This window comes from Pseudomonas citronellolis, from assembly GCF_900112375.1.
GTDB lineage: Bacteria > Pseudomonadota > Gammaproteobacteria > Pseudomonadales > Pseudomonadaceae > Pseudomonas > Pseudomonas citronellolis.
The window spans coordinates 75950-99968 of record NZ_FOLS01000021.1 but is presented as its reverse complement, the minus strand read 5'-3'; the positions used below and the strand labels follow the sequence as shown (position 1 = coordinate 99968).

General features: G+C 68.9%; 23 protein-coding genes. 13 read left to right on the top strand and 10 right to left on the bottom strand.

Annotation, left to right across the window (positions count from 1 at the left end):
• The first annotated feature begins 2 nt into the window (after nt 1–2).
• Together BM060_RS19990 and gpgF are read left to right on the top strand one after the other, a co-directional pair.
• Entirely contained in the window at nt 3–1292 is a 1290-nt protein-coding gene (locus BM060_RS19990) for a uracil-xanthine permease family protein (RefSeq protein ID WP_074982279.1), read from the top strand.
• A gap of 210 nt (nt 1293–1502) precedes the next feature.
• Entirely contained in the window at nt 1503–2504 is a 1002-nt protein-coding gene (gene gpgF / locus BM060_RS19985) for a glucosaminyl phosphatidylglycerol flippase (protein WP_058487504.1), read from the top strand.
• A 320-nt stretch (nt 2505–2824) separates the two neighbouring features.
• On the opposite strand, the gene BM060_RS19980 is transcribed toward gpgF, so the two are convergent.
• The 3 genes from BM060_RS19980 to purU form a co-directional block, all read right to left on the bottom strand.
• On the bottom strand, nt 2825–3808 hold the full coding sequence (locus BM060_RS19980) for a zinc-dependent alcohol dehydrogenase family protein (RefSeq protein ID WP_074982277.1): 984 nt from the start codon (nt 3806–3808) through the stop codon (nt 2825–2827).
• A gap of 26 nt (nt 3809–3834) precedes the next feature.
• Nucleotides 3835–4020, bottom strand: a complete 186-nt coding sequence (locus BM060_RS19975) for a hypothetical protein (protein WP_074982275.1) — start codon at nt 4018–4020, stop codon at nt 3835–3837.
• A 185-nt stretch (nt 4021–4205) separates the two neighbouring features.
• On the bottom strand, nt 4206–5057 hold the full coding sequence (gene purU / locus BM060_RS19970) for a formyltetrahydrofolate deformylase (RefSeq protein WP_009615828.1): 852 nt from the start codon (nt 5055–5057) through the stop codon (nt 4206–4208).
• Between the two features lie 251 nt (nt 5058–5308).
• Between purU and mvaT the strand changes: the two genes are divergently transcribed.
• On the top strand, nt 5309–5683 hold the full coding sequence (gene mvaT / locus BM060_RS19965) for a histone-like nucleoid-structuring protein MvaT (RefSeq protein ID WP_074982273.1): 375 nt from the start codon (nt 5309–5311) through the stop codon (nt 5681–5683).
• Between the two features lie 70 nt (nt 5684–5753).
• Here mvaT and sbcB read toward each other — a convergent pair whose 3' ends face one another.
• Nucleotides 5754–7187, bottom strand: coding sequence for an exodeoxyribonuclease I (gene sbcB, locus BM060_RS19960; RefSeq protein ID WP_074982271.1), 1434 nt, complete (start codon nt 7185–7187; stop codon nt 5754–5756).
• A 116-nt stretch (nt 7188–7303) separates the two neighbouring features.
• Here sbcB and BM060_RS19955 point away from each other — a divergent pair, with 116 nt between their 5' ends.
• The 7 genes from BM060_RS19955 to BM060_RS19925 all read left to right on the top strand — a co-directional run bounded on the left by BM060_RS19955 (nt 7304) and on the right by BM060_RS19925 (nt 15019).
• Nucleotides 7304–8059: a hypothetical protein gene (locus BM060_RS19955; protein ID WP_074982268.1), complete on the top strand. Its 756-nt coding sequence runs from the start codon at nt 7304–7306 to the stop codon at nt 8057–8059.
• A 90-nt stretch (nt 8060–8149) separates the two neighbouring features.
• Nucleotides 8150–8875 (top strand): RDD family protein, encoded by a 726-nt coding sequence (locus tag BM060_RS19950; protein WP_074982265.1) that lies wholly within the window; start codon nt 8150–8152, stop codon nt 8873–8875.
• Nucleotides 8872–9855: a stage II sporulation protein M gene (locus BM060_RS19945; protein ID WP_074982263.1), complete on the top strand. Its 984-nt coding sequence runs from the start codon at nt 8872–8874 to the stop codon at nt 9853–9855. Before BM060_RS19950 ends, BM060_RS19945 begins: the two co-directional genes overlap by 4 nt.
• On the top strand, nt 9842–11413 hold the full coding sequence (locus BM060_RS19940) for a DUF4129 domain-containing protein (protein ID WP_074982260.1): 1572 nt from the start codon (nt 9842–9844) through the stop codon (nt 11411–11413). Before BM060_RS19945 ends, BM060_RS19940 begins: the two co-directional genes overlap by 14 nt.
• The gene (locus BM060_RS19935; RefSeq protein WP_074982258.1) at nt 11410–12684 is read left to right on the top strand and encodes a DUF4350 domain-containing protein; all 1275 of its coding nucleotides are present in this window, start codon (nt 11410–11412) and stop codon (nt 12682–12684) included. The genes BM060_RS19940 and BM060_RS19935 overlap by 4 nt, the downstream gene beginning before the upstream one ends.
• Nucleotides 12681–13691: an AAA family ATPase gene (locus BM060_RS19930; RefSeq protein ID WP_009615810.1), complete on the top strand. Its 1011-nt coding sequence runs from the start codon at nt 12681–12683 to the stop codon at nt 13689–13691. The genes BM060_RS19935 and BM060_RS19930 overlap by 4 nt, the downstream gene beginning before the upstream one ends.
• Nucleotides 13688–15019, top strand: coding sequence for a DUF58 domain-containing protein (locus BM060_RS19925; protein ID WP_074982256.1), 1332 nt, complete (start codon nt 13688–13690; stop codon nt 15017–15019). Before BM060_RS19930 ends, BM060_RS19925 begins: the two co-directional genes overlap by 4 nt.
• A gap of 396 nt (nt 15020–15415) precedes the next feature.
• On the opposite strand, the gene BM060_RS19920 is transcribed toward BM060_RS19925, so the two are convergent.
• The 3 genes from BM060_RS19920 to BM060_RS19910 all read right to left on the bottom strand — a co-directional run bounded on the left by BM060_RS19920 (nt 15416) and on the right by BM060_RS19910 (nt 16708).
• Nucleotides 15416–15775 carry a PilZ domain-containing protein gene (locus BM060_RS19920; RefSeq protein WP_009615807.1) on the bottom strand — a complete coding sequence of 120 codons (360 nt, stop codon included), beginning with the start codon at nt 15773–15775 and terminating at the stop codon, nt 15416–15418.
• A 59-nt stretch (nt 15776–15834) separates the two neighbouring features.
• The gene (locus tag BM060_RS19915) at nt 15835–16260 is read right to left on the bottom strand and encodes a DUF4124 domain-containing protein (protein ID WP_009615806.1); all 426 of its coding nucleotides are present in this window, start codon (nt 16258–16260) and stop codon (nt 15835–15837) included.
• Between the two features lie 76 nt (nt 16261–16336).
• Nucleotides 16337–16708 (bottom strand): tol-pal system YbgF family protein, encoded by a 372-nt coding sequence (locus BM060_RS19910; protein WP_074982253.1) that lies wholly within the window; start codon nt 16706–16708, stop codon nt 16337–16339.
• Nucleotides 16709–16809: 101 nt separating this feature from the next.
• Between BM060_RS19910 and BM060_RS19905 the strand changes: the two genes are divergently transcribed.
• From BM060_RS19905 to pyk, 3 genes are all read left to right on the top strand, one after another.
• Nucleotides 16810–17616, top strand: a complete 807-nt coding sequence (locus tag BM060_RS19905; protein WP_074982250.1) for a tetratricopeptide repeat protein — start codon at nt 16810–16812, stop codon at nt 17614–17616.
• 64 nt (nt 17617–17680) lie between these two features.
• The gene (locus BM060_RS19900) at nt 17681–18610 is read left to right on the top strand and encodes a universal stress protein (protein WP_074982248.1); all 930 of its coding nucleotides are present in this window, start codon (nt 17681–17683) and stop codon (nt 18608–18610) included.
• A gap of 65 nt (nt 18611–18675) precedes the next feature.
• A complete protein-coding gene (gene pyk, locus BM060_RS19895; RefSeq protein WP_074982245.1) occupies nt 18676–20127 on the top strand; it encodes a pyruvate kinase in 1452 nt (483 codons plus the stop codon).
• 800 nt (nt 20128–20927) lie between these two features.
• Here pyk and BM060_RS19890 read toward each other — a convergent pair.
• From BM060_RS19890 to BM060_RS19880, 3 genes are read right to left on the bottom strand one after another with little or no spacing between them, the layout of a single operon-like run.
• The gene (locus BM060_RS19890; RefSeq protein WP_074982242.1) at nt 20928–21701 is read right to left on the bottom strand and encodes an enoyl-CoA hydratase; all 774 of its coding nucleotides are present in this window, start codon (nt 21699–21701) and stop codon (nt 20928–20930) included.
• Between the two features lie 48 nt (nt 21702–21749).
• Nucleotides 21750–22685: an iron-sulfur-binding ferredoxin reductase gene (locus BM060_RS19885; protein WP_074982241.1), complete on the bottom strand. Its 936-nt coding sequence runs from the start codon at nt 22683–22685 to the stop codon at nt 21750–21752.
• Nucleotides 22678–23805, bottom strand: coding sequence for a GGDEF domain-containing protein (locus BM060_RS19880; protein ID WP_043273307.1), 1128 nt, complete (start codon nt 23803–23805; stop codon nt 22678–22680). The genes BM060_RS19885 and BM060_RS19880 overlap by 8 nt, the downstream gene beginning before the upstream one ends.
• Nucleotides 23806–24019: the final 214 nt, after the last annotated feature.

Below are 24019 nucleotides of genomic sequence, written 5' to 3'. Positions count from 1 at the left end.
CCATGGCCGACGAATTCCATGACCCGCTGTGGCGCCAGGTCATCGCCGGCGCGCAGATGCTCTTCGTCGCCTTCGGCGCCCTGGTGCTGATGCCGCTGATCACCGGCCTGGACCCGAACGTGGCGCTGTTCACCGCCGGCTTCGGCACCCTCATGTTCCAGCTGGTGACCGGGCGCCAGGTGCCGGTGTTCCTGGCCTCCAGCTTCGCCTTCATCACCCCGATCATCCTCGCCAAGGGCCAGTTCGGCCTGGCCGCGACCATGGGCGGGGTGGTCGCCGCCGGCTTCGTCTACACCTTCCTGGGCCTGGCGGTGAAGATCAAGGGCACCGCCTTCATCGACCGCCTGCTGCCGCCGGTGGTGATCGGCCCGGTGATCATCTCCATCGGCCTGGCCATGGCCCCCATCGCCGCCAACATGGCCATGGGCAAGGCCGGCGACGGCACCGAGCTGATCCCCTACCGCACCGCCATGCTGATCTCCATGCCGGCGCTGATCACCACCCTGATAGTCGCCGTGTTCGGCAAGGGCATGCTGCGCCTGGTGCCGATCATCAGCGGCGTGCTGGTGGGCTATGCGCTGGCCTTCATGTTCGGCGTGGTCGACGTGGCCAAGATCGTCGCCGCGCCCTGGCTGGAGCTGCCGAAGTTCACCGCGCCGGAGTTCAACTGGCAGGCCATCCTATTCATCGTCCCGGTGGCCCTGGCCCCGGCCATCGAGCACATCGGCGGGGTGATCGCCGTGGGCGGGGTGACCGGCAAGAACTACCTGAAGACCCCGGGCCTGCACCGCACCCTGCTGGGCGACGGCATCGCCACCTCCGCCGCCGGCCTGTTCGGCGGCCCGCCGAACACCACCTACGCCGAAGTCACCGGCGCGGTGATGCTGACCAAGAACTACAACCCGAAGATCATGACCTGGGCGGCGGCGTTCGCCATCGGCCTGGCCTTCGTCGGCAAGTTCGGCGCCATCCTGCAGAGCATCCCGGTGCCGGTGATGGGCGGCATCCTCTGCCTGCTGTTCGGCACCATCGCCTCGGTGGGCATGAACACCCTGATCCGCCACAAGGTCGACCTGTCCCAGGCGCGCAACCTGTGCATCGTCTCGGTGACCCTGGTGTTCGGCATCGGCGGCGTGCTGATCGGCTCGGGCACCGGCCCGGACGACTTCGGCCTGAAGGGCATCGCCCTGTGCGCCATCGTCGCCATCGTCCTGAACCTGATCCTGCCCGGCGAGGAAGGCTGGCAGAACAAGGCGCTGGAGGAAGGCGCCAAGGAAACCGAACACCCGTGAGCCCCGGATGCCCCGGACCGACGAAAGGACCGGGGCGCCACTGCCGAGGCTGCCGTAGACTCCCCTCAGCGACTGCGAACGCCAGCCCGAAGCGGTAGTCCACAGAAGAGGGAAGCGCACAGTCCCGGAGGTAAATGTCATTTCCGTCTGCCGCAACACCCCGCGCCCCGAGCTGAACGGAGCGCGCCCCACCCGCCGCGAGGCCCGGCCATGAGCCGCGCCTGGTGGCTGCTGATCGCCCTGCTCGGCGCCTCGCTGGTGCCGCTGGTGCTGGGCGGCCGGCCGATGCTCGAGCAACTGGCGAGCTTCCCGCTGGACAACCTGCTGCTGTTGCTCGGCATGATCCTGCTGTGCTGGCTGATCAACGCCCAGAAGCTGCGCGTGCTGCTTGCCGGCCGCGCCGGGCCGCTGAGCCAGCGGCAGTCGATCGGCATCATCATGGCCTCGGAGTTCGCCTTCTACGCCACCCCCGGCGGCAGCGGCGCGCCGCTGACGCTGATGGCCCTGCTGGCCCGCCGCGGCCTGCGCCCGGCGCAGAGCAGCGCGATCTTCGCCGTCGACCAGTTGAGCGACCTGCTGTTCTTCCTCACGGCGCTGCTGGTAGTGCTGTGCTACACGCTGTCCCACAGCCTCAGCCCGAACCTGGAATCCTCGCTGCTGGTCAGCGCCGTGCTGCTGGGCGGCATCCTGTTCGGCGTGGTGCTGCTGGCGCGCTTCCAGCGCCGGGTGATCCGCGCCAACGGCCGCCTGCTGGCGCGCCTGGGCGTCAAGCCGCGGCGGCGCCTGCACTGGGCGCGCAAGCTGCTGCACTTTCGCGACAGCATCGCCACCAGCCTCAAGCAGCCACGCCGGCGCCTGGCGCTGGTGTTCCTGCTCACCAGCAGCCACTGGCTGCTGCGCTTCTCGGTGCTCTACCTGATCCTCCAGGCCATGGGCGTGGAACTGCACTGGGCCTGGACCTTCCTGATCCAGCTGCTGTCCCTGGCCGCCGGCCTGGCCACCCTGCTGCCGGGCGGCGCCGGCGGCACCGAGCTGACCTCGCTGGCGATGCTCAGCCCGCTGGTGGGCAAGCCGACTGCGGCGGCGGCCATTCTGGTCTGGCGGGTGGTGACCTACTACTTCTACCTGGTGGCGGGCGCGCCGGTGTTCGCCATCATGGCCGGACGCCCGCTGCTGCGCCGCCTGATCGGCTTGCGCAACCGCGACGCCTAGAAACTCCGTGCCTCACGACAACTGTAGGAGCGGGCCCTGCCCGCGATTTCGCGCGCAGGGCGCGCTCCTACAGGGGAATGGCGCAGGTGGGGCTGTGTAGGAGCGGATCTCATCCGCGAATCGCGCCGGAACCTCCGGCTATCGCGGACAAGTCCGCTCCTACACCTTCCGGCAAACCCATCGCCATGGTCCGATGGGTTTCGCAAGCTCAACCCATCCTACGAAAAGCACCTCGGCGCAGTCCTACCGTACGGACAGGCACGGCTTCTCGTAGGAGCGGACTCCGTCCGCGATGGCCGAACATCCACACCACGCTCCCTTTACGGCACCAACACCGCCGCGCCCTGGAAGCGTCCGTGGCGCAGGTCGTCCAGGGCCTGGTTGGCCTGCTCCAGCGGGTACCGCTGCACCTCGGTACGCACCCTGGCCCGGGCGGCGACGGGGAAGAACTCCAGGCCGTCGCGGCGGGTCAGGTTGGCTACTGAAACCAGCTCGCGTTCGCCCCACAGGATCGAGTAGGGGAAGCTCGGGATGTCGCTCATGTGGATGCCGGCACAGACCACCCGGCCGCCCTTGCGCACGGCGCGCAACGCGGCGGGCACCAGTTCGCCGGCCGGGGCGTAGATGATCGCCGCGTCCAGCGGCTGCGGCGGCGCCTGGTCGGATGGGCCGGCCCAGACGGCGCCCAATGAGCGGGCAAAAGCCTCGGCGGCGTGGTCGCCGGGACGGCTGAAGGCGTAGACCTCGCGCCCCTGCCAGCGCGCCACCTGCAGCACGATGTGCGCCGCCGCGCCGAAGCCGTAGAGGCCCAGGCGCCGGCCGTCGCCGGCCTTGACCAGCGAGCGCCAGCCGATCAGCCCGGCGCAGAGCAGCGGCGCCAGCTCGGCATCGTCGCCCGCCTCGCCCAGGGCGAAGGTGAAACGCGCATCTGCCACCACGTACTCGGCATAGCCTCCCGGCCGGGTGTAGCCGGTGAACTGCGGCGCGTCGCAGAGGTTTTCCTGGTCGCGGGTACAGGGCGGACAGTGACCGCAGGTATGCCCCAGCCAGGGCACGCCGACCCGCTGGCCCAGAGCGAAACCCTCGACGCCCGCGCCCAGGGCATCGACGTAGCCGACGATCTCGTGCCCGGGGATCACCGGCAGGGGCACCGCCGGCAGTTCGCCATCGACCACGTGCAGGTCGGTACGGCACACCCCGCAGGCCGCCACGCGCACGCGCAGCTCACCTGGGCCGGGTTGCGGCACGGGCAGCTCGCGCAATCGCAGCGGCTGGCCCACCTGTTCGAGCAGCATGGCGCGCATGGGTCACCTCCACACGGGCGAATCGGCTAGGGTTTCTTCGGCGGCGCCTCGGGGCGCCCCCTTTCGTCCTGCACTTCGCGCCAGAGTTCGGCGGCGCCGGGGAACTCGGTGCCGTCCTCCTCGCTCAGCGCATCGATGTCGTAGCGGCTGGTACAGCCCTCGCCCAGGGTGGGCGGCGGGGTGGCTGTGCCGGGGGCTTTCTCGTCGGACATGGCCGGGCTCTCCTGCTTCGCGGGTTCGCCCGGCCAATGCGGCTCAGGGCCTGTTTACGATCTCGCGAGCTAGAGCAGAACAAGGCAAAAACAGGCGAGAGAGCGCAGTTTAGTCCGCTAAATGAGCATCGCTCGCCTGTTTTTAACGCAGTTATGCCGACGCGCAGCAGATCGTGGACAGGTCCTCAGTCGAACACCACTGTCTTGTTATCGTGCACCAGCACGCGGTCTTCCAGGTGATAGCGCAAACCGCGCGCCAGCACCATCTTTTCCACGTCCTTGCCCAGGCGCACCATCTCCTCGACGTTGTCGCGATGGCTCACGCGCACCACGTCCTGCTCGATGATCGGGCCGGCGTCCAGTTCCTCGGTGACATAGTGGCAGGTCGCGCCGATCAGTTTCACGCCGCGCAGCGACGCCTGGTGATAGGGCTTGGCGCCGATGAACGAGGGCAGGAAGCTGTGGTGGATGTTGATCACCTGGTGGCGGTACTTCTGGCACAGGTCCGGCGGCAGGATCTGCATGTAGCGCGCCAGCACCACGTTGTCGGCCTGGTGCTCGTCGATCAGCCGCGACACCTCGTCGAAGGCCGGCTGCTTGTTCTTCGCATCCACCGGCACGTGGAAGTACGGGATGCCGTGCCATTCGACCATGCTGCGCAGGTCGTCGTGGTTGGCGATCACGCAGGGGATCTCGCAGTCCAGCTCGCCGCTGTGCCAGCGGTGCAGCAGGTCGGCCAGGCAGTGCGACTCGCGGCTGGCCATCAGCACCACGCGCTTCTTCACCGCCGAGTCGGTGATGCGCCAGACCATGTTGAACTCGCGGGCGATGGGGGCGAAGGCCTGGCGGAACCCGTCGAGGTCGAACGGCAGGGAGTCGGCGCGAATCTCGTGCCGCATGAAGAACCAGCCGTTGTCGTTGTCGGAGTGATGACTGGCCTCGGTGATCCAGCCGTTGTAAGTGGCCAGGAAATTACTCACCTTGGCGACGATGCCGACCCCGTCGGGACAGGCGATCACCAGTCGGAAAGTGCGCATGGGTGTAGCTCCAGATACTTCGCGAAGGCCGCCATTCTAGCGGCTGCCCGGGAAAACCGCGACCGCCGGCAAGGGACATTCGGACAGGTCCTGATTTAAGTGCGCGGACAATGCGTCTATCGAAGCAAGTTAAATATTACGTTAAGTAGCCAGAAAACTTTATCCAATGGTTTACTCGAACAAATCGGCTGACTATTATTGGGAATACTAATATTCCAGCAACGCTTGACCTCAAGACAAGGTACGCCGACATGTCACTGATCAATGAGTACCGCGCCACCGAAGAAGCCATCAAGGAACTTCAAGAGCGCCTCAAGTCCCTGGAGAAGGACGACAAGCTGAAGAAGGAACTGGAGTTCGAAGAGAAACTCCGCACGCTCATGGGCGGCTATGGCAAGTCCCTGCGTGACATCCTCGCGCTGCTCGATCCGGACGCCAAACTGAGCAAGGCCCCGCGTGCCGCCAAGGCCACCGGCAGCAAGCGCGCGCGCAAGGTCAAGCAGTACAAGAACCCGCATAACGGCGAAGTCATCGAAACCAAGGGCGGCAACCACAAGACGCTCAAGGAATGGAAGGCCAAGTGGGGCGCCGACACCGTCGAGAGCTGGGCCACCCTGCTGGGTTGAGCCCCCGCGCCACGCGAAAACGCCAGCCTCGGCTGGCGTTTTTTATTGCCCGCGAAGAACTCGCCGAACACTAAAGGCAATAACGCTGACGCAAGACAGCGGCATATGCCTGCCATTCCTGCAGCAATGCCCTACCCTGCAGCCCAGTATTTTCGAGCTGTTCGGCCAGAGCCACTTCAAAGTTCGCGAGGGTATTGGGCGCACCGTACTCGTCGAGCATCAGCCGGCAACGACAGAACTCCCGCCATTGTTCCTGCTCGGCCGTAGACAAAGTTTCCGGAAAATTCCGCGCGCGATAACGGAACAGAAGTTCCACCAGACGCGGATCGTCGAATGGCCATTGTTCTCGTCCCAGGCGCACAGGGTCCGCCTGGCGCACCTGTTCGCAGAGCCGCCGGTCACGGTCGCCGATAAACCCGTCATATAGCTGCTGTTCCGGATCCTCGACGCCGGGGAAGTTCTCTTGTTCATATATCGCGGCCAGCTTGTCCTGCCACTGCGGCTTGCCTTCGGCCAGCACCTGCGCGCGTGCCTGCCAGGCCGCCAGGTCGATGCCCAGGCGCGCCTGGTCCTGCTCGCGCAGCACCGCCAGCGGCGCCAGCACCGGGCAGCGGTTGACGTGCACCAGCTTCAGCGGCACCGGCAGCTCGCCCTCGCCCAGTTCCTCGCGGCGGGTGTACAGGCGCTGGCGCAGGGCCTCGGCATCCAGCTCCAGCAACGGCGCCGGGTCCAGCCCCAGGTCGCAGACGATCAGGGCGTTGCGGTTGCGCGGGTGCCACGCCAGCGGCAGCACCAGCGACAGGAAGCTGCGCGCCGCCGAGAAACGCCCGGACACGTGCACCAGCGGCTTGAGCAGTTGCACCTGGTCGAGCACCGCGTGCTTGCCGCGCAGGCGGTAGAGGAAGTCGTAGAGCTTGGGCTGGCGCTGGCGGAGCAGCCGGGCCATGGCGATGGTCGCGCGCACGTCGGACAGGGCGTCGTGGGCCTGGCCGTGCTCCAGGCCGTTGGCCTCGGTCAGACGCTCCAGCTTCAGGGTGACCACGCCCTCGTCGTTCAGCGGCCACTGGATGCCTTCCGGGCGCAGCGCGTAGGCGGTGCGCACCAGGTCGATGAGGTCCCAGCGGCTGTTGCCGCCTTGCCATTCGCGGGCGTAGGGGTCGAAGAAGTTGCGGTAGAGGCTGTAGCGCGTGACTTCGTCGTCGAAGCGCAGGGTGTTGTAGCCGGCCACGCAGGTGCCCGGACGCGACAGCTCGGCGTGCAGGCGGGTCATGAACTCGGCTTCGCCCAGGCCCTGTTCTTCCAGGCGCCGCGGGGTGATGCCGGTGATCAGACAGGCCGCCGGGTGCGGCAGGATGTCGTCGCTGGGGCGGCAATAGAAGTTCAGCGGCGCCTCGATCTCGTTGAGCGCCTCGTCGGTGCGGATGCCGGCGACCTGCAACGGGCGGTCGCGGCGCGGGTCGATGCCGGTGGTCTCGTAGTCGTACCAGAAGATGCTGGCGGTCATGACGCTCTCCCTTGGCCTGGCCGGGCAGTCTACCATCCCCCCGCGGGCTGCCCGGAACCTCGGTATGGGTTATGGTGTAGGCGCGGTTTCTTTCACATCACCAGGGATTGGCTCATATGAACCAGGAATTCGAACAGAACCCCTACGCGACACCGGCCAGCCAGCTGCAGCAGGACCCCACGGGCGCGGGCGCGCCCAGCATCGAGGAAGCCCTTGCCCGCGGCTACGACTTCCGCATCGGCGACGTGCTGGGCGAAGCCTGGCACAAGGTCAAGGGCATGAAGGGCACGCTGGTGGTCGCGGCGATCATCTACGGCGTGGCGGTCAACCTGCTGAGCTTCGTCATCGCCTTCGTCCTCGGCCTGCTGGGCCTGATCCACGACTCCGAACCCGGCGCGCTGCAAATCATCGTCAGCGTCCTCGCCAGCGCGCTCTGCTACCCGCTGCTGGCCGGGCTGAACATGATCGGCATCCGCCGCGCCGCCGACCAGCCGGCGACCATCAACGAGCTGTTCGCCTACTTCGGCCTGTTCGTCCCGCTGCTCATCACCGGCCTTGCGATCACCGTGCTGACCTACCTGGGCCTGTTCCTGCTGGTGCTGCCGGGCATCTACCTGGGCGTCTCCTATGCCCTGGCCATCCCGCTGGTGGTGGAGCGCGGTCTGTCGCCCTGGCAGGCCATGGAGGCCTCGCGCAAAGCCATCGGCCAGCACTGGTTCAAGGTCTTCGGCCTGTTCCTGGCGCTCGGCCTGATCATGCTGCTCAGCGCCATCCCGCTGCTGATCGGCCTGGTCTGGACGCTGCCGCTGGCCTTCATCGCCATCGGCGTGCTCTACCGCACCATCTTCGGCGTCTTGCCGCCGGCCAACTGAGAAACAGCCCGGAATTGCCCGCCGCCCTGGTTGCCTAGCCGGGCGGCGCTGGCTAGCATCGGACTTTCCCTCTAGCGACTGCCAACGCCCTTGATCGCCGCCGCGCCACCACGCCCCGCCAGCCCGCCGCTGGACACCCGCTACCAGGTGGAAACCCCGGAAGGCATCGACCTGCTGCTGCGCCCGGCCGGGCCGGTGGCCCGCGCCCTGGCCTACCTGATCGACCTGGGCATCCGCGTGCTGCTGATGCTGGTGATGTACATCCTGCTGGCCTTCCTCGGCCAGCTCGGCACCGGCCTGGGGCTGCTGCTCACCTTCCTCGTCACCTGGTGGTACATGGTCCTGTTCGAAGTGCTCAACCAGGGACGTTCGCCCGGCAAGCAGGTCATGGGCCTGCGCGTGGTCCACGACGACGGCACGCCGGTCGGCTGGTCCGCCTCGCTGCTGCGCAACCTGCTGCGCTTCGCCGACATCCTGCCCTTCGGCTACACCCTGGGCCTGCTCGCCTGCCTGTCCAACCCGGCGTTCAAGCGCCTGGGCGACCTGGCCGCCGGCACCCTGGTGATCTACCGCGACCCGCCGCCGAGCCGGCCGCAGCTTTCCCAGGTGCCGCCGCTGCTGCCGCCGTGCCCGCTGAGCCTGGCCGAGCAGCGCGCCGTCACCGGCTTCAGCGAACGCGCCGCGGGCCTGTCGGCGGCGCGCCGCGAGGAACTGGCGGGGATTCTCGCCGAGCCCCTGGGCGTGCCCGCGGAACAGGCCGAGACGCGCCTGGCCGGCATCGCCAGCGGCCTGCTCGGCGGAGGCCTGGCGCCATGAAGCAGAGCCTGTTCGAGCAGCGCCACCGCAACGACTGGAAGCGCTTCGCCAAGCGCCTGGAACAGCTGGAAAACGGCAAGCGCGAGGAATCCACCCGCGACGGCGACTTCGCCAGCGACTACCGCAGCCTCTGCCAGCAACTGGCCCTGGCCCAGGACCGCGGCTACAGCAGCCACCTGATCGACCACCTGCAGCAACTGGCCATGCGCGGCCACCAGCAGTTCTACCGCCACCGCAGCCACCTCGGCTCGCGGCTGATCGGCTTCCTGCTGGCCGGCTTCCCGCGCCTGGTGCGCGAGCAGTGGCGCGCCATCGCCGTCGCCAGCCTGCTGTTCTACGGCACCCTGCTGCTCATGGGCGTGCTGGTGTACTGCTTCCCCGACCTGGTCTACAGCGTGCTCAGCGCCGAACGGGTGGCGGAGATGGAAGGCATGTACGCCCCCGACGCCGCGCGCCTGGGCCCGCTGGGCGAGCGCGGCGCCGGGGACAACTGGCAGATGTTCGCCTTCTACGTGATGAACAACATCGGCATCGCCTTCCAGACCTTCGCCAGCGGCCTGCTGTTCGGCCTGGGCAGCCTGTTCTTCCTGTTCTTCAACGGCCTGATGATAGGCGCGGTGGCCGGCCACCTGACGCAGATCGGCTACGTGCAGACCTTCTGGTCCTTCGTCATCGGCCACGGCGCCTTCGAGCTGACCGCCGTCACCTTCGCCGGCGCCGCCGGGCTCAAGCTCGGCTGGGCACTGCTCGCCCCGGGCCGCCTGAGCCGCGGCGAGGCGTTGCGCCAGGCCGCGGCCAAGGCCATCCAGCTGGTCGCCGGGGTAATCCTGCTGCTGCTCATAGCCGCCTTCGTCGAGGGCTACTGGTCCTCGCTCACGCGCTTCCCGGCCACGGTCAAGTACGGCGTCGGCGCCGCGCTCTGGCTGCTGGTCGGCAGCTACTTCCTGTTCGCCGGACGCCAGCGCCATGCGCCTGACTGACGCCAGCGTGGCGATCCGCCCGCGCAGCGCCTGGGAGGCGCTGGACCTCGGCGTGCTCCTGGCGCGACGGCATGCCGGGCTGCTGATGGCCAGCTGGGCGCTGGTCACGCTGCCGGTGTTCGCCGTGCTCAGCCTGTTGCTGTGGGACTACTCCAGCCTGGCCATCCTGATCTTCTGGTGGCTGAAGCCGGCCTTCGAGCGCCTGCCGCTGTACATCCTCTCCCGCGCCCTGTTCGCCGATACCCCGACGCTGCGCGAGGCCCTGCGCGCCTTCCCCGGCCTGCTGCGGCGCCAGCTGCTGCCCAGCCTGCTGTGGCGGCGCTTCAGCCCGACGCGCAGCTTCGACCTGCCGGTGCTGCAACTGGAGGGCCTGGCCGGCCAGGCGCGCAGCCAGCGCCTGGTGGTGCTGGGCCAGCGCAACGCCGGCGGCGCCACCTGGTTGACGGTGGTCGGCATGCACTTCGAGCTGGCCCTGTACCTGGGGCTGATGGCGCTGCTCTACCTGATGCTGCCGCAGCAATGGCTGTCGGACTGGAAATGGCAGGCCCTGCTGGATGCCCTGCAAGGCGACTGGCAATGGCTGGAGCACCTGTCCAACCTGCTCTACGCGCTGGTCCTAGTGGTCTGGGAACCGGTCTACGTGGCCTGCGGCTTCACCCTCTACCTCAACCGCCGCACCGAGCTGGAGGCCTGGGACATCGAACTGGTGTTCCGCCGCCTGCGCCAGCGCCTGGTGGGCAGCGCCTACGCCCTGCTGCTGGTGTGTGCCGGCGCCCTGGCGATGCTGCCCAGCAGCGCGCCCTGGGCCGCGGAAAGCGCCACCAGCTGCCCGCTGCCCAACCAGGACCCGAACGACCCCGAAGCCGCGCGCCTGCTGCACCAGAAGCTGACCAGCGAGCAGTCGCGCCAGGCCGTCGACGCCCTGCTCGACGCCCCACCCTTCCGCAACAGCGAGACGGTCACCCGCTGGCGCCTGGGCGAGCCGCCCAAGGAGAAGGCCGGCAAGGGCAGCGAGGACGACCTCAAGGCCTTCTTCGACGCCCTGGCCCACTGGCGGCCGCTGGGCCTGATCCTGCAATCGCTGCAGACGCTGCTGTGGGCCGCGCTGATCGCCGCCGTGGTCCTGCTGCTGTGGCGCTACCGCGAATGGCTGCGCCTGTTCGCCTCCCGCCTGGGCCTGCCGCAGAAGGCCCCGCGCGAGGCGCCGGCGGTGCTGTTCGGCCTGGAACTGGCGCCGGAAAGCCTGCCCGAGGACGTCGCCAGCGCCGCCGAGCGGCTCTGGGACGAGCAGCCCCGCGCGGCCCTGGGCCTGCTCTACCGCGCCCTGCTCAGCCGCCTGCTGCACGACTACCGGGTGCCGCTGCGCGATTCCAGCACCGAAGGCGAAGTGCTGGGCCAGGTTGAAGGCCTGCAGCGGCCCGAACTGGACAGCTACGCGCGGGAGCTGACCGGCCACTGGCAGGCCCTCGCCTACGGCCACCGCCCGCCGCCCGGCGAACTGCGCCAGGCGCTGTGCGACGGCTGGCGCCGGCTGTTCGGCCCGGGAGCGCCGGCATGAGCCGCTCCACCCGCTGGCTGCTCGGCGTGCTGGTGCTGCTGGTCGGCGCCGCCGTGGCCTGGTACCTGTACCAGAACCTGCGGCCCTACCCGGAGAAGATCGAACACGGCCCCTCCCCCGAGGTGCGGGCCAATCCCTACCTGGCCGCCGAACGCTTCCTCCGCGGCCGCGGCCTGCGGGTCGACAGCGCCAAGGGCCTGGAAGTGCTCGACAACCTGCCCAGCCAGGGCCACACCCTGATCCTGCTGGGCGGCCGCGAGAACGTCACCCCCGCGCAGAACCGCGCCCTGCTCGACTGGGCGCGCCGAGGCGGCCACCTGATCGTCACCGCCGAGCGCCTGTGGGACGAGAAGGACGGCAAGAGCGGCGACCTGCTGCTCGACCCGCTGGGCATCCAGCAATACCTGACCGAGGACCTGGACAAGGGCGCCAGCGCCGACAAGCCCGAAGCCGATGGCGAGGCCGCGCCGCCGGCCAAGGTGCCGCCGCCCAAGGGCGTCGAGCAGCCAGCGTCCCCCACGGCGGACCCGGCCAAGGCCGAGGAAGAAGAGGACGCGGACGCCTACCCGGACCTGACCAAGCTCTACCTGGAGAACGAGCAGGCCCCGGCCTACATCGGCTTCGACACCGAGTACCACCTCTACGACTCGAAGAACCTCGCCTACGCCTGGGCCAACAGCCACGACGCCACCCACCTGCTGCAACTGCAGCTGGGCGACGGCCTGGTCACGGTGCTGACCGACAACTGGATCTGGCAGACCGCCAACCTCGACGCCTACGACAACGCCTGGCTGCTCTGGTACCTGACCCAGGACAGCGCCGTGACCCTGGTCTACCGCACCGACGGCGACAGCCTGCTCAACCTGCTGCTGCGCAACTACCCGCAGGCGCTCGTCGCCCTCGCCCTGCTGCTGGCGCTGCTGCTGTGGCGCGCCGGCCAGCGCCAGGGCCCGCTGCAACCGGTGCCCAGCCGCGCCCGCCGGCAACTGGTGGAACACCTGCGCGCCGGCGCCGACTTCCTGCTCCGCCAGCGCGGCCACGTGGCCCTGGTGCAAGGCCTGCAGCGCGACGTGCTGCGCCGCGCGCGGCAGCGCCAGCCGGGCTTCGAACGCCTGCCGATCGCCGAACAGTGGCAACTGCTCGGGCGCATGACGCGCCTGCCGGTCAGCGCCATCAGCCAGGCCATGCGGCCCTACCCGGCGCCCCGCATGAGCGCCGCCGAATTCACCCGCCAGGTCGCCCACCTGCAAAGCCTCAGGAATGCCCTATGAGCGAACAGACGCCCGAACCCAGCGCCACCCCGTCCGCCAACCCGGCGGCCCAGCGCCAGCGCGCCAGCCAGCTGGCCCAGGCCCTGCGCCACGAACTGCAGAAGGCCCTGATCGGCCAGGTCGGGGTGATCGACGACGTGCTCACCGCCCTGCTCGCCGGCGGCCACATCCTGGTCGAGGGCGTGCCGGGGCTGGGCAAGACGCTCCTGGTGCGCGCCCTGGCCCGTTGCTTCGACGGCGCCTTCGCGCGCATCCAGTTCACCCCCGACCTGATGCCCAGCGACGTCACCGGCCACGCCGTGTACGACCTGGCCAGCGAGCAGTTCAAGCTGCGCAAGGGCCCGGCCTTCACCAACCTGCTGCTGGCCGACGAGATCAACCGCGCCCCGGCCAAGACCCAGGCGGCGCTGCTGGAAGTGATGCAGGAGCGCCAGGTCACCCTGGAGGGCCGCGCCCTGCCGGTGCCGCAGCCGTTCATGGTGCTGGCCACGCAGAACCCCATCGAGCAGGAAGGCACCTACCCGCTGCCCGAGGCCGAGCTGGACCGCTTCATGCTCAAGCTGCGCATGGACTACCCGCAGGAGGCCGAGGAACAGACCCTGGTGCGCCAAGTGACGCGCTCGGCGCGCAGCGACATGCTCGACGTGGCGCCGCTGCGCCCGCTGCTCAAGGACAAGGACGTGCTGGCGCTGCAGAAGATCGCCGCCGACCTGGCCATCGACGACCAGGTGCTCGACTACGCCGTGCGCATCGCCCGCACCACCCGCAGCTGGCCGGGCCTGGCCCTGGGCGCCGGGCCCCGCGCCTCCATCGCCCTGGTGCGCTGCGCCCGCGCCCGCGCGCTGCTGCGCGGCGGCGACTTCGTGATTCCGGACGACGTGAAAGGCTGTGCCCTGGCCGTGCTGCGCCACCGCGTGCGGCTGTCGCCGGAGCTGGACATCGAGGGCCTGTCGGTGGACCAGGTGCTGCAACAGTTGCTCGACCAGGTACCGGCGCCGCGCCTATGAAGCCATCGCGCGTCCTGCTCGCGCTGCTCGCCGCGCTGGCCCTGGCCGCCATCGGCCTGGGCAGCGCCACGGCCCTGGGCAGCCCGGCGCCGGCCTGGCTGCAACAGCTGTGGTGGGTCCTGCTGCTGGCCCTGCTCGGCCTGGCCCTGGGCGACGCCCTGTGGCTGCGCCGCCTGCCCAGCCCGCGCCTGCAACGCCAGCTGGCCGGCAACCTGCCGCTGGGGCGCTGGAGCGAAGTGCGCCTGCAACTGCAGCACGGCTTCGGCCAGCGCCTGCGGGTGACGCTGTTCGACCACCTGCCCTCGGGCATGGACTTCGAGCACCTGCCCCTGGCTGCGGAACTGCACCCGGGCGAGACCACCCAGCTCGGCTACCGCGTGCGGCCGCTGCAGCGCGGCCACTTCGTCTTCCCCCGCTGCGAGCTGGAACTGCCCAGCCCGCTGCGCCTGTGGCGCGGCCGGCGCTTCCTTGAAGTGCGCGACGAAACCCGCGTCTACCCCGACTTCGCGCGTATCTACGGCGCCGAGCTGATGGCCGTGGACCACTGGCTCAGCCGCATCGGCGTGCGCCCCGGCCAGCGCCGCGGCCTGGGCCTGGAATTCCACCAGCTGCGCGAATTCCGCGACGGCGACACCCTGCGCCAGATCGACTGGAAGGCCACCGCGCGCAAGCGCACGCCCATCGCCCGCGAGTACCAGGACGAACGCGACCAGCAGATCCTCTTCCTGCTCGACTGCGGCCGCCACATGCGCAGCAAGGACGGCGACCTCTCGCACTTCGACCACGCCCTCAACGCCAGCCTGCTGCTGGCCTACGTGGCCCTGCGCCAGGGCGACGCCGTGGGCCTGCAGACCTTCGCCGGCGAGCGGCCGCGCCACCTGCCGCCGGCCAAGGGCAATGCCCAGCTGGGCGCGCTGCTCAACGCCGTCTACGACCTGGACAGCAGCCAGCGCCCGGCGGACTACGCGGCCGCCGTGCAGGCCCTGCTCACGCGCCAACGCCGCCGCGCCCTGGTGGTGCTGGTGACCAACCTGCGCGACGAGGACGACGAGGAACTGCTGGGCGCGGTGCGCCGCCTCGGCCGCCAGCACCGCGTGCTGGTCGCCAGCCTGCGCGAGGAAGTGCTCGACCAGTTGCGGCAGACGCCGGTGCAGGGCTACGACGAAGCGCTGACCTATTGCGGCGCCCTGGACTACCTGAACGCCCGAGCCGGCCTGCACGAAAAGCTGCTGGCCAATGGCGTGCCGGTGCTGGACGCCAGACCCAGCCAACTGGGTCCGGAACTGGTCAGCCGCTACCTGGGCTGGAAGCGCGCCGGGGCGCTGTGACGGGCGCCTTGCATTGCGCGTAGGGCTCCGGCCCCGCCGGACGTCCCGGTGGCACGGCCGACGGTGGCGATGGGTATCGCTTCGCTCAACACCATCCTACGACGGCGTTTCTCCCGCACTCGTAGGAGCGGACCTTGTCCGCGATAGCCTGGCGTATCGGCGCGATTCGCGGATGAGATCCGCCTACGTTGTTTTCTGGGTTCCCGCGTTCGCGGGAATGACGGGATTAAGATTCGTGTTTTCCGACGTCATTCCCGCGAACGCGGGAACCCAATAGACAGTTGCTCCTACGGGTCGTCCCACACGCCACGCCCGCTCCTACACGTATCATTCGCGTACCGCCGATGTTTCCCTTTCCTTCACTACCGCCCAGGTCGGTTCAGCGCATCCCGCGGCTCAGACCGACTCCACCTGGCGGCGAAAACTGAAATAACGGCGCAGCGCTTCGACCAGCTCGACGTACTCCGCCGGCGGCGCCACCAGGCTGAAGCCGGAGTCGAAGCTGCCCGGGGTGACGTCTTCGTGGCACCACTGGCAGGTGCCGCTGAAGTCGATGTGCTGGAGCTTGCCGTCCTGCCCGGGGATCTTCAGGCGCATGTCGAATCGCCCGCCCACCAGCATCGGCAGCTGGCTGATCAGCAGCATGCCGTCCAGCGATACGTTGCCCAGGTAACCCATGGGCTTGTCGGTGATGCTATTGAACACCTTCAGGTAGTACGGCAGCTGATGGCGCTCTATGTGTCGTTGATGACGCATAATGGCTATTCGCTATGAGTTTTACCCAGTATGACGGCGCGACCGCCCTGCGGCCAGCACTAACGGCAACCTTCGGCCACCCGCTCGGCCAGCGAGCGACGAGCGGCATCGATCTGTTCGTCGCTATAGTAGAGGCGTTCACCCTTGGTATCTGTGGAGTAGTAGCGACCTCCGCGCTGCAATGTCGCCAACTGGTCGCGCAGGCGGTCGCACTCGGCGCCCGCCTTGGCCTGCTGCTCGGCGGCACGGCTGCGCGCCGCGGCCTGCTCCTCGCTGCGCGCCTGGTAGAACTGGCGGGTACGCTCCTCGCGCTCGCGCGTGGCGGCATCGCGCTCGACCACCTGCGGCCGGACCTCGACGCGCTGCGCGCCGGGCGGAGGGGTTTCGCTGAAATGCACCTTGCCCTGGGCATCGGTCCAGCGATAGATGTCGGCCGCTGCCAGCAAGGGGGCCAGGGCCATGCACAGGCACAGCAACGCACGCATCGCAACCTCCTCCTTGAAGGCAGCCTCTTGAGCTTAGCGAGCACCCGGGCCCGCTCAAGGCGGCAACGACCGGCGGTCAGGGACGCACCGGCAACGGTTGGGCGGCCTCGCCCGTCAGGCGCCCATTCTGGCGCAGCGTCTCCAGGCGCGCCTTGGCGCGGTAGGCATATTCGCTGCTCGGATAGCGGGCGATGATGAAATCGTAGGTCTGCGCCGCGTCGACGTAGTACTTCTGGCGCTCCAGGCACAGGCCGCGGAGCATCGATATCTCCGGCTGCAGCCAGGGCCGCGCGCGGCTCTTGCGCTCGGTGCGCGACAGGTCGAGCATCACCTGCTCGCAATCGCCGCGCTCGTAGGCGCGGTAGGCGTTGTCCAGGTTCTTGTTGGTCGACCAGCTGTTGCAGCCGGTAACACTCGCCGCCAGGGCCAGGATGCACAGGGTTCGCATGGGGCATATCCTCCGTTGGGAACTGTATCGGCGCGCCTTGGCCGCGCTGAAGGGCATCACTAGACTGCGCAGGGAACCCGCCCCGGCGCCAAGGAGATGCCATGCGCTTGCACCCCGCCCTGCCCCTCGCGGTCCTGTTGGGCCTGCTGGCCGCCTGCTCGCCGACCACGCCGCTGTTCGTCGCCCAGGTCACCACCGGCGAAGTCGCCGAGTACAAGAAGCTCAAGAGCGACCGCATGACCGCCGCGGTGGAGGAAGAAGGCGACCTGCTCACCTACAGCGCCCAGGCCATCCGCGACAACAAGAGCGCCGAGGCCGAGAAGCTCTACCTCAGCGGCTACGACAATAGCCGCTACAGCCCGGACGTGCGCGCCATCGCCCTGTACCAGATCGGCCTGATCTACATGAGCCGCTACAACGACCAGCGCGACGACGCCAAGGCCCTGGACTACTTCCAGCGCATCGACCGCGAGTTCCCCGGCACCGCCGCGGCCAGCCACGCCGACGCGCGCATCCTGATGATCCGCCAGCGGGCGAAGGAGCCGGTGCAGAAGAACGCCCGCGAGCTGCTGGCCACCTGGAAGCCGCAGCAGAACCTCGACCTGAACAAGACCAGCCTCGACCCGGACATGACCCTGCTGTCGCGCCGCGCGGTGCTCAAGGACCGCGTCGCCGAGGCCGAGCAACTGTACCTGCTGGCAGTCAACGACCCGGCCATCCCCGCCGACATCAAGCAGAAGGCGCTGTACCAGTTGGGCCTGATGTACATGGCACCCGACAACCCGCACCCCAGCCGCGCCAAGGCCATCGGCTACCTGCGCCACCTGCTGGTGGACTATCCCGACGGCGAGCTGGCGAACAAGGCCGCGCGCCACCTGGACCAGGCGCTGAACCAGGGCGGCGACTGACGCAGGTCAAGCCGGGCCGGCTACGCTTGCACTGCAATGGCAGTAGCCAAGCGAGGAGCCGACCATGAAACTGCAGCACCTGCTGGTGGTCATCGACCCCACCCGCGACGACCAGCCAGCCCTGACCCGCGCCCAGTGGATCGCCGAGCGCAGCGGCGCCGGCGTGACCCTGCTGGTGTGCGACTACAACCCGGCGCTGGACAACGGCCTGCTGATCCCGCAGCACGAGCTGGAGCGGGTGCGCATCCTGCAGCAGACCGAGCGCCTGGACTGGCTCGACAAGCTGGCCGCGCCGCTGCGCCAGGCCGGCATCGAGGTGCGCTGCCACACCCGCTGGGGCAAGCCGCTGTACCGCGAGATACTCGCCGCCGTGGCCGAACACCAGCCCGACCTGGTGCTCAAGTCCAGCAGCCGCCACGGCCTGCTCAAGCGCCTGTTCCTGACCAACACCGACTGGCAGCTGATCCGCCATTGCGAGGTGCCGCTGTGGCTGGTCCACCACGGCACCTGGGAGGGGCGCAAGCTGTGCGCCGCCCTCGACCCGCTGCACGAAGGCGACAAGCCGGCGAAGCTGGACCGCCGGCTGATCGCCACGGCGCTGGAACTGAACCGCCGCCTGGGCCTGCACGCGAGCTACCTGCACGCCTACGTGGCGCTGCCGCAGACCCTGGCCTTCGACGCCCAACTGCTGGGCAGCTACGACGAACACCTGAAGGCCACCGAAGCGCACCACCGCCAGGCCCTGCACATGCTGATGGCCGCCCACCCGGCCATGGCCGCCGGCGACACCCACCTGCTGCAGGGCTTCCCCGAGGAGGTGATCCCCGAGTTCGTCCGCAACCAGGGCATCGACCTGCTGCTGATGGGCGCGGTGGCCCGTGGCCAGCTGGAAAGCGCGCTGATCGGGCATACCGCCGAGCGCGTGCTGGAAGAAGTCGAGTGCGACCTGCTGGTGCTCAAGCCGGCAGGCGAACCGTCATCGGAAAAGGGGTAAGATGGCCGCCGGGCCGGCCCGGCTCCCGCCGCCGGCCCGCACGCTCGTCTTCCAAGGAGTCCCGCATGTCCGTCCGCCGCACCAAGATAGTCGCCACCCTCGGCCCAGCCAGCCAGTCCCCCGAAGTCCTCGAGCAACTGATCCTCGCCGGGATCGATGTGGCCCGCCTGAACTTCTCCCACGGCACCCCCGACGAGCACCGTGCCCGCGCCCAGCTGGTGCGCGACCTGGCCGCCAAGCATGGCCGCTTCGTCGCCCTGCTCGGCGACCTGCAAGGGCCGAAGATCCGCATCGCCAAGTTCGCCAACAAGCGCATCGAACTGGCCGTGGGCGACAGCTTCCGCTTCTCCACCAGCCACCCGCGCGACGCCGGCACCCAGGAAGTCGTGGGCATCGACTACCCGGACCTGGTCAAGGACTGCGGCGTGGGCGACGAGCTGCTGCTGGACGACGGCCGCGTGGTCATGGTGGTGAAGCAGGTGAAGGCCGACGAACTGGTCTGCGAAGTGCTGATCGGCGGCCCGCTGTCCGACCACAAGGGCATCAACCGCCGTGGCGGCGGCCTGACCGCGCCGGCCCTGACCGACAAGGACAAGGCCGACATCAAGCTGGCCGCGAGCATGGACCTGGACTACGTCGCCGTGTCCTTCCCGCGTGACGCCAAGGACATGGAATACGCCCGCAGCCTGCTCCTCGAGGCCGGCGGCAAGGCCTGGCTGGTGGCCAAGATCGAGCGCGCCGAAGCGGTGGCCGACGATGAGGCGCTGGACGGCCTGATCCGCGCCAGCGACGCGGTTATGGTGGCCCGCGGCGACCTCGGCGTGGAAATCGGCGACGCCGAGTTGGTCGGCATCCAGAAGAAAATCATCCTGCACGCCCGCCGCTACAACAAGGCGGTGATCACCGCGACGCAGATGATGGAGTCGATGATCCACAACCCGATGCCGACCCGCGCGGAAGTCTCGGACGTGGCCAACGCCGTGCTCGACTACACCGACGCCGTGATGCTCTCGGCCGAGAGCGCCGCCGGCGAATACCCGGTGGAAGCGGTCCAGGCCATGGCGCGCATCTGCCAGGGCGCGGAAAAGCACCCGACCACGAAGAAGTCCAGCCACCGCCTGGGCCAGACCTTCGAGCGCTGCGACGAGAGCATCGCCCTGGCGGCCATGTACACCGCCAACCACTTCCCGGGCATCAAGGCGATCATCTGCCTCACCGAGAGCGGCTACACCCCGCTGATCATGTCGCGCATCCGCTCCTCGGTGCCGATCTTCGCCTACTCCCCGCACCGCGAGACCCAGGCCCGCGTGGCGCTGTTCCGCGGCGTCGAGACCATCCCCTTCGACCCGGCCGCGCTGCCGCCGGAGCGCGTCAGCCAGGAAGCCGTGGACGCGCTGCTGCAACGCGGCGTGGTGACCAAGGGCGACTGGGTGATCCTGACCAAGGGCGACAGCTACACCACCCAGGGCGGCACCAACACCATGAAGGTGCTGCACGTGGGGGACCTGTTGGTCTGAGTGGGATGGTGAGTGATGGAGGCCGCCTTTGGGCGGCCTTTGTTTTTTTGGGGAGGGAGTCACCTGTGGTTCATTACTTTCGCCCAGCCCCGCACCCTCTCCCCAGCCCTCTCCCTGAAGGGAGAGGGTTAGGGAGAGGGCCGCGGCCAAGCCACCATCCAAAACCAACCGGCGTGCGCCCACCAACGCCACGACCGCATGGGTTTCGCAAACTCAACCCATCCTACGAAAGCACCTTGGCGCAGTCGGCAAGACCGTCCGCCTCCTACATTGCAGGCGAGCACAGCTTTTCGTAGGAGCGAGCTTGCTCGCGAACAGGCGCCGCAGCAGGGCTCATTCGCGAGCAAGCTCGCTCCTACGAAGAGCACCTCGGTGCAGCCTTATAGTTTCTGGATTCCCGCGAACGCGGGACGCGGCTCCATCGCGAACAGCGCTTGCGCTGGCCCGAAGGGGAATAACCCAATAGATCAGCAGCTCCTACGCACTGGTCAAAACCCCGCCAGCGCCACCCAACCCCAACAACCACGCGCCCCCGACACATCCGCCCCAAGCTTATCCACAGGCCTTCCCACAGTTATTGTGGGCAAGCCCGGTGCGCTGATCGCACAACCCGCCCCACCGGCCGACTGTAGGACAATTCCACGAAATCAGGCACTTACGAAGAATCCGCTCGGCAGCGGAACAGGCGATGGATCAAATACCGCACAACACCGCACAACCCAGGCCCGGCGGGCGCCCGGGAAGTTGGCCCCAAGGTTATGCACAGCTCTGCCCACAGTTTCTGTGGGCAGCTGGCCAGCTCAGGCGAAGCGCGAGAAGTCCGGCTGGCGGCGCTGGGTGAAGGCGCTCAGGGCTTCCAGGGCTTCCGGCGAACTCAGGCGCTGGACGAACAGTTCGCCCTCTTCCGCCACCACCTTGCGCAGTTCATCGATGTACGGCGCCTTGAGCAGGCGCTTGCTCAGCGCCAGGGCCGCCGGTGGCAGGGCTTGCAGGGCCTGGGCTACTTCGCGGGCGCGTTCGAGGGCGGCGGCGCCGTCGGCCAGGGCCTCGTTGGCGATGCCGAAGGCCACCGCCTGTTCACCGCTGAAGCCGTCGCCGCGCATCAGCAGGCTGGCGGCGCGGACGTGGCCGAGCAGGCGCGGCACCAGGAAGCTGGAACCGAACTCCGGGCACAGGCCGAGGTTGACGAAGGGCATCTTCAGCTTGGCGCCGCGGGCCACGAAGACCTGGTCGCAGTGCAGCAGCAGGGTGGTGCCGATGCCTACTGCCGGGCCGGCCACCGCCGCCAGCACCGGCTTGCTGAACTCCATCAGCGCGCGCATGAAGCGGAACACCGGGCTGTCCTGGCCGCTGGGCGGGTACTGGAGGAAATCGTGGATGTCGTTGCCGGCGGTGAAGCACTCGGCGTTGCCGGCGATCAGCACCACGCGCACGCCGCGATCGTGCTCGGCGGCCTCCAGGGCGTCGGCCAGGGCCGCGTACATTTCCCGGGTCAGCGCGTTCATCTTGTCCGCGCGGTTCAGGCGCAGGGTCAGCAGGCCCTGTTCGCGCTCGACGAGAATCTGTTGGCTCATGGCAACTCCTTGGCAGCAGGCTGTGGCGGCCGGGCTCTGCGGCCCGGCTCAGGCGTGGGAGAGGAACAGGTCGGCCAGGGTCTGGCCGCGCGGCACCCCGGCCAGGTACAGGTGGCGGGCGAAGCGCTCGACGCTGGCGGGCTGGCCGCAGAGTAAGGCGATGCTTCGCCGCGAGACAAGACGGAATTGCGCCAGATGCGCGTCCAGATCGGCCGGCAGCGCCAGCGTCACCTGCAGGTCGGGATGGGCCGCGGCCAGCGCCGCCAGTTCCGCCGCCAGGTAGTGCTCGGCCGGCGTGCGCACCAGGTGCAGCAAGCGGATCGGCCCCTGGTGCCCTTCGGCCAGGGCCTGGCGCAGGATGCCCCACAGCGGCGCCAGGCCGGTGCCGCTGGCCATCAGCAGCAGCGGGCGTTCCTGCCATTCGGGGTCGTAATGCAACGCGCCGCCGCGCAGTTCGCCCAGGCGCAGTTCGTCGCCCACCCGCAGCTGGCGCGCCGCGTCGCAGAAGGCGCCGGGGGCCTGGCAGGCGATGTGGAATTCCAGCCAGGGCTCGGCGCCCGGCAGGCTGGCCAGGGAATAGGGCCGCGCCACCTCGCCCAGCCACAGCACCAGGTGCTGGGCGGCGCGGTAGCGCAGGGGGCGTTGCGGCTGTAGGCGCAGACGCAGGATGTCCGCCGCCGGCCAGTCCAGCTCGGCGACCGTCGCCGGCAGGCCGTCACGTTGGGGATCGAAGACCTCGACGGCGCAGTCCTCTACCACCCGGCACTGGCAGGCCAGGCGCCAGCCCTCGCCGCGGCGCGCGGCGTCCAGCGCCTCGGGGCGATCGTCGAGCAGCTCGCCGCCGCTGCAGCGCACCAGGCAGGCATGGCAACTGCCCGCGCGGCAGCTGTAGGGAATAGCGATCCCCTCGGCGCGCAGGGCATCCAGCAGGTTGCTTCCGGCGGCCACTTCCCAGTGTCGGCCGCCGGCATGCAGTTCAGGCATCGCTCTCCTCCCATGCCGCCTCGCAGCGATTGCGTCCGCTGCGTTTGGCACGGTAGAGCGCCTGGTCGGCCCGCTGCAAGGCCTCGTCGAGATCGTCGCCGCTCTGCAGCAGCGTCATGCCGGCGGAAAGGCTCAGCACCGGCACTTCCACACCCATCGGCTCGGCCGCCGCATAGGCCTGGCGCAGGCGCTCGCAGCAGGCGGCGAGGCGGTCGCTGTCGGCCTCGGGCAGCAGCAGCACGAACTCCTCGCCGCCGTAGCGCGCCAGCACGTCGCCCTCGCGCAGGCAAGCCCGCGCCACCGCGGCGAAGGTCTGCAGCACGCGGTCGCCGGCGGAATGGCCGTGGACGTCGTTGATGCGCTTGAAGTGGTCCAGGTCGATCAGCGCCAGGCCGTGGCGCTGCCCCTCGTCCAGATCGTCCAGCGCGCGTCCGGCCAGGCGCAGGAAGTGGCGGCGGTTGAACAACCCGGTGAGTTCGTCGGTGGCCACCAGGTCTTCCAGCTGGCGCATCATCCCGCGCAGGGTGTCCTGGTGCGCCTGCAGCGCGTAGCGGCGTTGGCGCATGCGCTGGCGCAGGGCCTGCACGTAGCCGGCGAACAGCGTCAGCCAGACCAGCACGATGAACAGCACCAGCAACTGCAGCACGGCCTGCCCGGGCAATTGCAGGCGCTGGCGGAAGGCTTCCCAGAGGTTGAGGCCGGCGAAGGCGATGAAGGCCAGGCCCGCGCAACGGGCGAACACCCGTGGCTGCAACTGGAACACGCCGAACAGCAGGATCAGCACGTAGAGCACCATCAGGGTGCCGCGCACGCTGTCGACATGGGCCAGGAAGAAGGTGGTCCAGACCAGCGCCACCAGCACCTGGGGCTCGGTCAGGCTGGCGTCGACGAAGCGCTGGTTGCGGCCGCTGGCGAACAGCCAGAAGAACACCGCCTGGCTGGCCACGGCGCACAGGGTGGCGGCCAGCGCCAACGCCGGGGAGCCATGGTAGAAGTCGCCGATCACGGTCAGCCAGAGCAGCAGCAGGGCCATCGCGTAGGTGCCGAGGGCCATGCCGAACCGCCTGAACAATAGTTTTTGGAGGGCGCGCTGCTTCAGCGGGGAACTCGGTGTGCTCATGGGGGCTCCATCCCGTAATGGCACTTAGCCCTCACTCTACTATCAAAGCCACAGCATGCCTAGCCGACCGGAAAGTGGGCGCTTGCCGCCCCTGCCGACCAAGGTCGGATCGCCGGCGCGTGCGCCCGGCCCTGGCACGGCGCTATACTACGGCGCCCTTTTTGCGCCGGTGCCTGACCGGACGCGTTCGGTGTACGTGGCTTAGCCGCCTGAA